This is a genomic window from Corynebacterium sp. (assembly GCF_030532965.1).
Taxonomy (GTDB): Bacteria; Actinomycetota; Actinomycetes; order Mycobacteriales; family Mycobacteriaceae; genus Corynebacterium.
Genome location: NZ_JAUNKC010000001.1, coordinates 174957 through 187465, shown reverse-complemented (window position 1 = coordinate 187465; position 12509 = coordinate 174957). Strand labels below are relative to the sequence as shown.

Below are 12509 nucleotides of genomic sequence, written 5' to 3'. Positions count from 1 at the left end.
AGTGAATCAATGGCCATTCGCCAGAAAACCCGAATCAACGATTTGAACGCTACCCGTTCAGTCCCATTGCGGTTAGCCACCGGCGGAATGTTGGCGACTCTTGTTATTGGCGGCGTGACAGTAGCTGCTTATAAAAAAGACGTTGTTGTTGACCTCAATGGTGAAGAGATAACGCTTGCCACCTTGTCCGGTGATGTTGCTGGCGCATTGCGCGACGCAGGAATTGAGGTGCAAAAAGACGACATCGTCTCCCCGGCACCAAGCCAAAAACTGGCAGATGCCTCGACCATCACGGTTCGCACTTTAAAGCAAGTCGCCGTAGTGGTTGACGGTAAAGAAGAAGTAATTCGCACCAATGCCGTTACCGTCGGCGAATTGGTGGAGCAAATGGACTCCGTTCCGGCGGCGCTGAAAGCGCTGGGGCTCAGTGCGCCGGTTGATGCGAAGCTGCAAGACTCCGGGATGAGTGTGGACGTTGTAACGCCCAAGATCGTCTCGATCACCGACGGGACGAAAACCGCACACGTATCCCTAGCCGCGGCTACGGTGGCTGATGTGCTCAAGGAACGCGGCATCAAGCTGGGGAAGCACGACAAAGTAACGCCCGCCCTGGATTCCCCGGTGGGAAATAACGAGCGAATTTCGGTCGACCGGATCACGATCGAAGAGGTTAAGGGCGTTGAGGCTTATGAGGCGGAGCCGCAGTTTATCGACGATCCCAACGTTTTGCAGGGCATAGAGAAAGTCGTAACCGAAGCCGTCGCTGGGCAGCGGGATGTCACCCGAAAGATCACCAAAACCAATGGTGTTGAAACCGGCAATGAGATCGTCTCTGAACAGGTTCTGGTTCCGGCGGTAGCTGCGACGATTTCTCGTGGCACGAAGATCTCCACCGCGCCTGCTATTCCCGATGGTTCTGTGTGGGACACGCTAGCTCAGTGCGAATCCACGGGAAATTGGTCGATTAATACCGGTAATGGCTTCCACGGCGGTCTGCAATTCCATCCGCAGACCTGGACCGCGTATGGCGGTGGGGAATATGCGCCGTATGCGTACATGGCTACTCGTGAGGAGCAGATTGCTATAGCTAAGAAGGTTCAGGCCGCCCAGGGATGGGGTGCGTGGCCTGCCTGCACCGCGAAAATGGGCTTACGTTAAGTCCTATCAACCGCAGTTGCTACGACTGGTCTCGTGGCGGCTGTGGTTCATTTGTTATTAGTTAATCTTATTAAAAAATCTTCACTGATTTCCTCGGTTTAGTGCCGTAGATGAAAATCTTTTCATTCAAATTGGCCGGTAAAACTATATAGAGAATTTGGTGTAATGGGGTCATGTTTGGTCTAATGATAATTAGCCAAAAACTGTAGCGTGATTGCTAGATTGGATTAAAAAAAGCCCAGCTTATAGGTTTCACTTTGCAATCGTTACTGTTTTGTGATTATTGTAGCGGCCATGAGTACTTCAAAAAGCGCTAAGGTGCGCACGCTAGTAGCGGCGACCGCACTTGGTCTCATCAGTGTCCTTAATCCGGTTGCCGCAGTGCCTGCACAGGCACAGTCATCAGTTGGCGGCTTCATGAGCTCCGACGGAATCTCCGTCAATTCGCTCGTGCCGGAAATGTCGATTCCGAACGCTCAGGTCAACTACTCGGTTGGTGCTGACATGTCGGCGAACCCACAAGTTGATCGCGCTTTGGTACGGGATGGCGGCTGGCGAGAAGCTGCCCGCAATCAGATTGCACACGATGTCATCGCCTACCGGGCTGGCATTGCAAAGCCTTCCATTCGTGCGGCTCACTTGGATCGTTCGGCTCAAGACTGGGCAAATCACTTGGCTGCAACCGGTGCCTTCCATCACGGCACCCCAGGGGTCTGGAACTCCGAGAACATTGCAGCCGGTGGCGCCCCTAACACCATCGTGAACCGGTGGCACAATTCGCACGGCCACCGGGTCAACCTGCAGAGTGCCCACGGCTATGGCGATACGCCACACTTCGGCGTGGGGGTTGCCGAGCACCCAGTGTGGGGTGTTGTGTACGTCCTCCAATTCGCCAACTAGCGCACAACTTGCGTAACGAAAAAGACCACAAGTCCTAAGATCTAACCCTTTCCTGTGGGAAAGTTAAGGCCTGGCACCACAAGTGCCAGGCCTTTTTGGTTGCCGTAAAAGGGGTGGGAAAGGGGGTGCGGTCGTCCTGAAATTGATATGTGTATTTTATGGCATTGAACTGCGATAATGGGGTGAGTTTGTGAGGTGGCTAACTGATCAGGTTGAATTGTGATTGGCGTCCATTGTTTCATGCTGTGTCATTTAGTAAACTCACAGACAAGACATCAGACGTCCGACAACTCGGCTCACAGAGCGCAACTCATTAGGAGGTTGGAACATGACGAATACCGCAGACGGCATGAATCGCCGTGGTTTTCTCAAGATGGCTGGCGTATTCACCGCAGCCGCAGGAATCGCTGCCACTGTAAGTGCATGTGGCGGCGACAAAAAGACGGGCGATGGTAAGGCTGATTCCTCTAAGTCTGCAACTGGTTCCGGCTCTAGCAACGAAATCACCGCCGGTATCTCCTATGAGCTTGGCACCAACGGCTACGATCCGATGACGACCACCTCGGCATTGACCGTTGCTGCCAACTGGCACACCATGGAGGGGCTCTACGAAATCGCCCCAACCCCAGACCGCACCGTCTACGCTGCGCTGGCTAAGGGCGAGCCCACCAAGGTTGATGACACAACTGTAGAAGTTGCACTCCGCGACGGCGCAGTATTCCACAACGGTGAGAAGGTCACCGCCGAGGACGTTGTCTTCTCCTTCGAGCGGGTACTCAACCCGGACAACAACTCCCTCTACGCTTCTTTCATTCCGTTTATCGAGTCGGTAACCAAGAAGGATGACACCACCGTCACCTTTACCTTGAAGTACCCATTCAGCCTGATCAAGGAACGCCTGGCAACCGTCAAGATCGTTCCTAAGGCCGCAGTTGAAGCCGACGCCAAGGCTTTCGACGCCAATCCGGTCGGCACCGGTGCCTGGAAGATGGTCGACAACGGTGCGGCCTCCTCCACCGTCGTCTTTGAAAAGAACGCCGACTACACCGGCCCGAAGCCTGCTAAGGCAGAAAAGATGTCGTGGCGGATTCTTCCAGATGCTTCCACCCGCACCAATGCGATCGAATCCAAGTCGGTTCACGCAATCGATTCGGTTCCGTACCTGTCCATCGACCAGGTCAAGGCAAGCTCCGATGTTGATTCGGTACAGGGCTTTGGTTTGCTGTTCGTTATGTTCAATAACGGCGCAGATTCCGCCATGAAGGATAAGAAGAACCGTCAGGGCATCATGTACTCCTTCGACATGGACAAGGTCATTAAGACCGCGATGCTCGGCCAGGCCACCGCCGCCTCCTGCTTCGTCCAGGAAAACCACGATTCCTACAAGAAGGCAGCAACCGTCTACGCACTCGATGTAGCCAAGGCAACCGAGCTCTTCAGTGCTACCGGACTCAAAGACGTTAAGATGCTGGTCACCAACCACGACTGGGTAAAGCCATGTACCGCGGTTTTGAAGGAATCCATCGAGGCCGCTGGCGTGAAGGTTGATTTCACCGAAATGAAGTCCGCCGATCTGTACAACCAGATCGACGCCTCCTCCGATTGGGACATTGTTATTGCTCCTGGTGACCCATCCGTATTCGGCGCTGACGCCGACTTGCTCCTCCGGTGGTGGTACGCAGGCGACACCTGGACTGATTCCCGTATGCATTGGAAGGGCTCCGAGTCGTACACCAAGGTACAAACCCTGCTGGACGAGGCAGCTCGGGCGGAAGTCGCAGATCAGGAAGCCAAGTGGCACGAGATCTTCGACCTCATCTCCGATGAAGTGCCGCTCTACCCACTGTTCCACCGCAAGAACCCATCCGCATGGAACTCTGAAGCACTCGACGGCTTTGAGCCTATCTCGCTGACCGGCCTGTCCTTCGTCGACGTCGGATTGAAATAAATGACCGCCGGGCGGCGCTGCACCACCGCTAGCGCCGCCCGCACTGGTTACACAAGGGGGATTTTTAAACTTCTGGGGTACACAACTAAAAACACTTTCGTTCACTAGTGAACCTGCTAAAACCGACTATACAAACCAAAAGCTTCATTTCTCGCGAAGGGAGCATTTCGCTGTGTCAAATCTCATCCGACTGATCGGAAGAAGACTCGTGGCACTACCCATCATGGTCTTGGGTGTGACATTCCTCGTTTTCTTCGTCATGTCTTTCTCACCGGCTGACCCGGCGCGGTTGGCCTTGGGCGAATCCGCAACCAAGGAGGCTATCGACCAATACCGGGAGGATCACGGTCTCAATGATCCACTTTTAGTGCGGTACTTCCAATTCTTGTTGGGGTTGCTCCGTTTTGATCTGGGAACATCTAAGGGCAATACGGACGTGACCGAATTGGTTGCGGCGGCTTTCCCCATCACATTGCAGCTGACGTTTGTTGGTTTGATCATCGCGATGGTGATTTCTTTTACCCTCGGCGTGATCGCCGCGCTTTACCGGGACGGCTGGCCGGATCAGTTGATTCGGGTGCTGTCGATTGCATCCTTGGCAACCCCGTCGTTTTGGTTGGCGATCCTGCTCATTCAAGCTTTCGGTACCGTTCCGTCTGGTACTGGTTGGTTCCCGGCGCTGATTTCTGGGTGGGTGCCGTTCTCCGAGGATCCGGGCACATATATCAATAACATGTTCCTTCCGTCCTTTGCGCTGGCGGTTCCGGTTGCTGGTTCGTTGACCCGTGTGGTTCGTACCGCGATGGTGGAGGAGCTGGATAAGGATTACGTGCGCACGGCGATTGGTGCGGGTATTCCGAAGCCGGTTGTGATTGGGCGCAATGTTTTGCGCAATGCACTTATTACCCCGATTACTGTTCTAGGTTTGCGGGTGGGCTACCTGATGGGTGGCGCGGTGGTCATTGAGATCATCTTCAATATTCAGGCGATGGGCCAGTTGATTCTCGACGGTGTGACCCGTAACGATGTGTTCTTGGTGCAGGGCGTTACGTTGACGGTTTCGATCGCTTTCATTCTTATCAACATCATCGTTGACCTGTTGTATGTATTGGTCAACCCGCGGATTAGGAGCATCTAATGATTCGGCGGAAAATGACAGAAAAGTTAAGCGTACCGGGTCTTCGGTTTAACAAGTCGAAGATGTCCGTTGGATCGCGGATTGCCATTGGTGTGCTGTTTGTAGTGGTGTTGCTGGCTATTTTCGCTCCGGTGATTTCTAAGTTCGACCCGCTGGCCACATCTCTTCCACTAGACCCGGAGATTTATCCGGTTCCGGAGGATGGTTTGCTTAATCCCTCGGTGGCACCTGATTCCACGTTCTGGTTCGGTACGGATGGAACAGGCCGGGATATTTTCTCCCGGGTGGCGTACGGTGCGCGGTACTCTTTGGCTATTGGTTTGCTATCGACCGCTATGGCTTTAGCTATCGCGGCGGTGTTGGGTTCGATTGCGGCTACCGCTGGCAAGGTGGTTTCCGAAATCCTCATGCGTATCTTGGACATCATCATGTCCTTCCCTGGTATCGCGCTGGTGGCTGTATTCGTTGCCTCGCTGGGTAAGTCGGTGGGCGTGATCGTCTTCGCGATTGGCTTCCTGTATATTCCGCAGCTGTCTCGTATTGTGCGTGCGAATGTGCTGAGCCAGTTCGGCGAAGATTATGTCTCGGCCACCAAGGTCATGGGTGCTCGGACCTGGTGGATTCTGTTTAAGCATGTGGCCAGGAACTGTATCGCCCCGATCATGGTGTTTGCCACGGTGTTGGTTGCGGATGCCATCGTGTTGGAAGCGTCTTTGTCCTTCATCCAGGCTGGCGTCCAGCCGCCTAACCCGTCGTGGGGCAATATCTTGGCTGATGGTAAGCAATTGTTGACCACCGGTCGGTGGTGGCCAACCTTCTTCCCTGGGTTGATGATTCTGATTACCACGTTGTCGTTGAATGTTTTGTCGGAGGGGTTGACGGACGCATTGGCCGCGCCTCGCGCCCGGACGAACACGAACGCCGCGAAGCCGACCGCCGCCGAGATTGAAAAGACCAATGAGAAGATCGTTGCGGAATACGTTCGTCAGGAAGAATCTTTGGCGGAGCGGTTGAATGCCCTGCGGGTATCGGAGCTAAATCGCACAGATCGCCTGGTGCTTTCTGCGGAAGAGTTGGCTAAGGCCCCATTGTTGGAGGTTAAGAACCTTTCTATTAAGTTCCCGGCTGCACATGGCGATGTTGCCATCGTCGATAATGTGAGCTTCTCGGTGCGTCCAGGTGAAACCATGGGTCTGGTGGGCGAGTCTGGTTGCGGTAAATCGATTACGGCCATGACCATCATGGGTCTGCTGCCGGACACGGCGGAGATCACGGGTGAGATCAATTTCGATGGCAAGCAATTGGTGGGTATGGACCCCAAGGCGCACAACGCGCTGCGCGGCCACGAGATTGCCATGATCTATCAGGACGCATTGTCCTCGTTGAATCCGTCCATGCTGATTTCTGCCCAGATGAAGCAGTTGACAAAGCGGGGCGGTACCCGTACCGCTGAAGAGCTTTTGGAATTGGTGGGACTAGATCCGGTTCGTACCTTGAAGTCCTATCCCCACGAATTGTCCGGCGGCCAGCGGCAACGCGTGTTGATCGCCATGGCGCTGACCCGTGATCCGAAGCTGGTTATCGCCGACGAGCCGACCACCGCGCTGGATGTGACGGTGCAGAAGCAGGTCATCGACTTGCTGCACGAGCTGCAACAAAAGCTGGGCTTTGCCATGGTGTTCGTGTCCCACGATCTGGCGCTGGTCGCGTCGGTGTCGCACCGGGTGACGGTCATGTACGCCGGACAGATCGTGGAGCAAGCTCCGACGGCGGAATTGATGATGAACCCGACCCACGAATACACGAAGGGTCTGTTGGGTGCGGTGTTGTCCATCGAATCGGGTGCGGGTCACCTGCATCAGGTGCCGGGTACCGTGCCGAGCCCACGGGAATTCGTCGATGGCGATCGGTTTGCGCCGAGGTCTTCCCACCCAACCGTTGGACTTCATACCCCGACGGTCATGGTGGAAGTGGGGCCGGAGCATTGGTACGCCGAGCTGCCTGAGTTCGTCGAAAAGCATACGTAAGCGAAAACGAGGTAGAACGATAATGACTACTGCTAACACCGCTACGAGCAATGATGTCCCCGTCATTGAACTCAAAAACGTGCATGTCATCCACACGTCGCGCACCGGAAAGCTGTTTAGGCCGGACAAGGTCCACGCGGTTAATGATGTCAGCATGAAGATTTTTAAGGGTAAGACGCTCGGCATCGTGGGCGAATCCGGTTGCGGTAAATCGACCGCGGCGCGGGTCATGGTGGGCTTACAAAAACCTACCAAGGGCGAGGTGCTGTTTAGGGGTGCGCCCGCGAAATTCAATGCAGCTGGCCGCAAGGAGATCGGACGGGCGGTTTCCGTCGTGTTCCAGGATCCGGCGACTGCTTTGAATCCTCGAATGATTGTGCGCGATGCGTTGACGGACCCGTTGCGGATCCACGGCATTGGCACTCCGCAGTCGCGGGTGGAACGAGTCAAGGAATTGCTCGATCTGGTTGGCCTGCCACAGTCGGCGTTGGAGGTATTGCCGCGTCAGATTTCCGGCGGTCAGCGCCAGCGCGTCGCGATTGCGCGGGCATTGGTGCTGGAACCGGACATCATCATCGCTGACGAACCGACCTCCGCTTTGGATGTGTCGGTGCGCGCCCAGGTGCTTAATTTGCTCACGGAGTTAAAGGAGCAATTGGGGTTGGGGTTGGTGTTTATTTCCCACGACATCAACACGGTTCGGTTTATTTCGGATCGCATCGCGGTGATGAATAAGGGTTCGATCGTGGAGGAGCAATCCACCCACGATATCTTCACCAACGCTAAAGACGACTACACCAGGATGCTGCTGTCGGCGGTTCCGTCGCTGGTGCAAGAGCCGCATAGCGGGTTTTAAGCTTCACACGTTTGTTCACTAACTTATGAAAGGTTCGTTCATGTCTACGGATTTCCGTGGGGTCATTCCACCTGTTGTTACTCCGCTTACCGAAGCAGGGGAGTTTGACCGCGACAGTTACAAGCGGCTGATCGACAAGCTTGTCGACGCCGGGGTTTCCGGGCTCTTTGTTCTTGGTTCCTCCGGCGAGGTGGTTTTCTCCACCGATGCCCGTCGACGGGAAATCATCGCGGCGGCAGTAGAATTCGCCGCTGGCCGGGTGCCGGTCATGGTGGGCTGCATCGACACCGAAACCCTGCGGGTCATTGAGCACGCAAAGGTTGCCCAGGAACTCGGCGCCGATGCCATCGTGGTCACCGCCCCGTTCTATGCGCTGCAGGGATTAGAGGAGGTGGAACGGCACTTCCGCATGGTCAAAGAAGCGGTGGATCTGCCGCTGTTCGCCTACGACATTCCGGTGTGCGTGCACACGAAGCTTCCAGGTTCGCTGTTGGTGAAGCTCGGCACCGAAGGAGTGCTCGCGGGGGTCAAGGATTCCTCCGGCGATGACGTTGCCTTCCGCTTCCTGTGCCAAGACAACGAGGAAGCCGGACATCCGCTAACGATTCTCACCGGCCACGAGGTAGTGGTCGACGGCGCTTATCTCTCCGGCGCGGATGGCTGCGTGCCCGGGTTGGGCAACGTCGATCCGGTTGGCTACGTCAAGCAGTGGCAGGCCTACCAGGCTGGGGATTGGGAGACGGTACGCAGCGAGCAAGACCGATTGGCACAGCTCATGCGCATTGTGTTCGCTCCGGAAGGCATTCAAGGTTTCGGCGCCGGGGTAGGGTCGTTCAAGACCGCACTGATGGTACAAGGCGTCTTCGCCTCGAACACCATGCCCGCACCGGTTCGCACCCTAGAAGGCGAGGCCGTCGACCGCATCGCGGACATTCTGCGCGCGACAGGCGTGCTGGATTAACGGATAGGAAAGTGAAGCAATGAGCACCGATCTTTCGAGAATTATCGCCCAGACCAAAGGGTTGATTGTCAGCTGCCAGGCATATCCCGGCGAACCGCTACGAACACCAGAGGTCACCGCCCGGATGTGCCAGGCGGTAGTCGAAGGCGGTGCCGTTGCGGTGCGGGTGCAAGGCGTGGTGGATATCGCCGCCGCCCGGCAAGCTGTGGAAACCCCCGTGATCGGCCTGATCAAATACGGACACGAGGGCGTGTACATCACCCCGTCGGTAGCACACGCTCGGGCGTGCGCCATGGCGGGCGCGTCGGTAGTCGCCATCGACGCAACCTCACGCCCCCGGCTGGGCGGAACGTTTGCCGACGCGTGCCGCGCGATCCACGAGGAGTTTCCGGGTGTTGCGGTGATGGCGGATTGCGGTAGCCTTGACGACGCCCTGGCGGCCGAGGAGGCGGGCGCTGATTTCATCGGCACCACCTTGGCTGGCTATACCGGGGATCGTCCGAAGACACCGGGGCCCGATTTTGAGCTTATCGACGCCGTATGCGAGCGGATTTCCGCCCCGATCATCGTCGAAGGCCGGATTCACACGGTGGCTGATATCGCGGAAGTTTTCACCCGCCCGATTCACGCTGCCTGTGTCGGAACCGCTATAACTCACCCCACATCGATCACTCGCTGGTTTAACGAGGCCATTTCACGCTAACCTCAAAAGAAGACATCATATCGGTACGGTTTGGTTTAAGGATGATGAAAAGATGACGAAAGCACTGGCGCAAAGCACCACTCAATCTGCCGTCGAAGGCATCGAAAAATACATCCGCGACCACCGACTACAGATCGGCGACGTATTACCGAGCGAAACCGTGCTCTGCCAAGAATTGGATTGCTCCAGGTCCTCGGTCCGTGAAGCGATGCGTACTCTCCAATCCCTCGATATCGTGGAAATCCGGCGGGGGCAAGGCACCTTTATTTCCAAAATGTCCCTTTCCCCCCTGGTGCGCGGCATGGTGTTGCGGGTTACGCTCGATACCGCGCATTCGGCGGCGCATCTGCTTGAGGTCGTCGACACTCGGCAGGCCTTCGAGATTTCGGTCGCCGAGGAATTAATGCGGGTGCACACCGCAGAAACGATCGGTGAGCTCATGGGGATCGTCGCCAATATGCGTTCTTCCTTTGAAGATCACGGAAATTTTGCCAAGGAAGACCAGCAGTTCCACTCGTTGCTGTTAAAACCCATCAGCAATGCATTCATTCGGGAGCTGTCCGAAGCGCTGTGGCTGATCCATTCTGAAGTGGTACCGATGTTGAATATTTCAGTATCAGCCGATGTGGAACGTACTATCGAAAGCCACGGCGACATCGTGCGCGCCCTGCACTCCCAAGATGTTGAGGCATTCCGCGCCGCCGTGTACAACCATTACACGCCACTGCGGGAAGCAGTAGCAAAGCTATAACAAAAACGTCAGGTTAATCATGGTCACTATCGCCGTCGACATCGGTGGCACCAAAATTGCCACTGGCATTGTCCAAGACTCACAACCAACAATTGTTCATAATCGACAGGTACGCCCCACCCGAGCCAAGGAAGGCGGGGAAGTGGTGGTGGCCGAAACTATTGCAGCTATTACCGAACAGCAAGAATTTGCCCGCACAAAGGGGTGGGAAGTCCAACGGATCGGAGTTGGCGCCCCGGGGGTTGTCGGTGATGGGGTTATTCTTCACTCTGGTGTCACCATGCCTAACTGGCAGGGCACCGACGTTCAGGATCGGATTCAATCCATTTGTGGCCTGCCCACCGCCGTTAACAATGATGTTCGGGTGATGGGCCTAGGCGAAGCCGTCTACGGTATCGGCGCCGATAAAGAAGTGTTGTTTGTTTCCATCGGCACAGGAATCGGCGGAGCGATCGTTCGTTCTGGTCAACTGATAGATTCGCCGCATTTCAGTCGTGGCGAGATCGCATATTTATTAGGGCCAACGCCAGATGGCGGTTGCGATCGTATTGAAAACGTCGGTTCCGGCCCAGCTATGGCTAAAGCCTACGGGACTGACCGGTTGGAAGACGTCATGGCGGATTACCGATCCGGTGTCTCAGCTGCTATTTCTACCATCACCGACGCCATGCGGTGTGTTGGTGCGGCGTTAGGTGGTTTCATCACTGCTTACGACGTTGACGCGGTGGTCGTGGGCGGGGGAGTAGGTACCTTGCCGGAAATCCTAGAGCCGTTTGCAGCCGGCATTCATTCCCAGCTGCTTAATTCCCATTCATCAGTAACCTGCACGCAAGCAACGCTAGGAACCAACGCTCCCCTGGTAGGGGCAGCGCACTTGGCACGCAACGTGCTGTCGAAAGAACTCTCATGACTACTATCACTGGCAAGATTGTCCGGCGCGGATACCCGGAACCGACGCCAGCAACACTGACTATATCGGGCGGAAAGATTACGGAAATTACTGAATTAGCCGCTGATACAGAGCATGACAACCTGCCGATTATTTTCCCTGGCTTCACCGATATCCATAACCATGGTGGCGCTGGTGAATCATTTCCCAATTCTGATCGTGAAGGATGCCGCCGCGCAGCCCGACATCACCTCGCGTTTGGCACGACTCAATTGCTCGCTTCGCTAGTTTCTGCACCAAGGGAGGTGTTGCTGCGACAAACCGACATTTTGGCAGGTCTTGCCGAGGAAGGCGAAATTGTTGGGGTGCACATGGAAGGCCCGTTTGTTAATCACAGTAGATGTGGGGCTCAGGACCCAGCCGCTATTATCCCAGGCGATCCCGAATTGTTGGAGAAGGTAGCACGAGCTGGCCGGGGGTTTTTGCGGTCGGTCACCTTCGCGCCCGAAACCGACAATGCGTTAGAGCTTATCGACGTCTGCGCCGACTACAACATCATCGCATCGTTGGGACATACTGACGCTAGTGTGGATCTCACCTGGCAGGTGATAGAGCATGCGATTGCAAAAGGCGTGACAGTAACCGCTACCCATTTGTTTAACGCAATGCCACAGATTCATCACCGGCAACCAGGAGCCGCGGCGGCATTACTTGATGCTGCGGCGCGGGGTAAGGCTGTGGTGGAGTTGGTGGCCGATGGGGTGCATTTGCATGATGGGATCGTCGAAATGGTGCGCAACTGCGCCCCGGAAAATTCAATGTTCATTACGGATGCAATGGCAGCCGCGGGAATGACTGACGGTGATTATCAGTTAGGGGCGCTAGCGGTTACCGTGGCTGATGGTGTGGCGCGACTGAGCGATGGGGGCGCCATAGCGGGCGGTACCTCCACTATTTATGAGCAGCTGCGGCGGCATACCACCAACGGTTGGGCGTTAAGCGACATGGTGGGTCTGGTCAGTTCTACGGCTGCTGACCTATTGGGTCTTAATGCTGGTGATATTGCGGTTGGAAAAGACGCCAATGTTGTCGTCATGGAAGAGGATTTAACGCTGCGTGAAGTGTATCGGCGCGGCGAACTTATAGAGGCATTACCTAATGAAAGGTGAGAAAATCAC

11 protein-coding genes are annotated in these 12509 nt (G+C 55.7%); all 11 read left to right on the top strand.

Annotation, left to right across the window (positions count from 1 at the left end; all coding sequences use genetic code 11):
* Window positions 1-9: 9 nt before the first annotated feature.
* The 11 genes from Q4D85_RS00865 to Q4D85_RS00815 all read left to right on the top strand — a co-directional run bounded on the left by Q4D85_RS00865 (window position 10) and on the right by Q4D85_RS00815 (window position 12500).
* Window positions 10-1158: a resuscitation-promoting factor gene (locus Q4D85_RS00865; RefSeq protein ID WP_303197564.1), complete on the top strand. Its 1149-nt coding sequence runs from the start codon at window positions 10-12 to the stop codon at window positions 1156-1158.
* Window positions 1159-1452: 294 nt separating this feature from the next.
* On the top strand, window positions 1453-2058 hold the full coding sequence (locus Q4D85_RS00860; RefSeq protein WP_303197562.1) for a CAP domain-containing protein: 606 nt from the start codon (window positions 1453-1455) through the stop codon (window positions 2056-2058).
* A 328-nt stretch (window positions 2059-2386) separates the two neighbouring features.
* Window positions 2387-4006, top strand: coding sequence for an ABC transporter substrate-binding protein (locus tag Q4D85_RS00855; RefSeq protein WP_303197560.1), 1620 nt, complete (start codon window positions 2387-2389; stop codon window positions 4004-4006).
* Window positions 4007-4178: 172 nt separating this feature from the next.
* Window positions 4179-5144, top strand: coding sequence for an ABC transporter permease (locus Q4D85_RS00850; protein ID WP_303197559.1), 966 nt, complete (start codon window positions 4179-4181; stop codon window positions 5142-5144).
* A gap of 2 nt (window positions 5145-5146) precedes the next feature.
* Window positions 5147-7171, top strand: coding sequence for a dipeptide/oligopeptide/nickel ABC transporter permease/ATP-binding protein (locus Q4D85_RS00845; protein WP_303197693.1), 2025 nt, complete (start codon window positions 5147-5149; stop codon window positions 7169-7171).
* A gap of 22 nt (window positions 7172-7193) precedes the next feature.
* On the top strand, window positions 7194-8027 hold the full coding sequence (locus tag Q4D85_RS00840; protein WP_303197558.1) for an ABC transporter ATP-binding protein: 834 nt from the start codon (window positions 7194-7196) through the stop codon (window positions 8025-8027).
* Window positions 8028-8067: 40 nt separating this feature from the next.
* Window positions 8068-8988, top strand: coding sequence for a dihydrodipicolinate synthase family protein (locus Q4D85_RS00835; RefSeq protein ID WP_303197556.1), 921 nt, complete (start codon window positions 8068-8070; stop codon window positions 8986-8988).
* A 19-nt stretch (window positions 8989-9007) separates the two neighbouring features.
* Complete coding sequence (locus tag Q4D85_RS00830) at window positions 9008-9691, top strand: N-acetylmannosamine-6-phosphate 2-epimerase (RefSeq protein ID WP_303197555.1); 684 nt, start codon at window positions 9008-9010, stop codon at window positions 9689-9691.
* Window positions 9692-9743: 52 nt separating this feature from the next.
* Window positions 9744-10442: a FadR/GntR family transcriptional regulator gene (locus tag Q4D85_RS00825; protein WP_303197553.1), complete on the top strand. Its 699-nt coding sequence runs from the start codon at window positions 9744-9746 to the stop codon at window positions 10440-10442.
* Window positions 10443-10461: 19 nt separating this feature from the next.
* A complete protein-coding gene (locus tag Q4D85_RS00820; protein ID WP_047261593.1) occupies window positions 10462-11352 on the top strand; it encodes an ROK family protein in 891 nt (296 codons plus the stop codon).
* Complete coding sequence (locus Q4D85_RS00815) at window positions 11349-12500, top strand: N-acetylglucosamine-6-phosphate deacetylase (RefSeq protein ID WP_303197549.1); 1152 nt, start codon at window positions 11349-11351, stop codon at window positions 12498-12500. Before Q4D85_RS00820 ends, Q4D85_RS00815 begins: the two co-directional genes overlap by 4 nt.
* The last annotated feature ends 9 nt before the right edge of the window (window positions 12501-12509 follow it).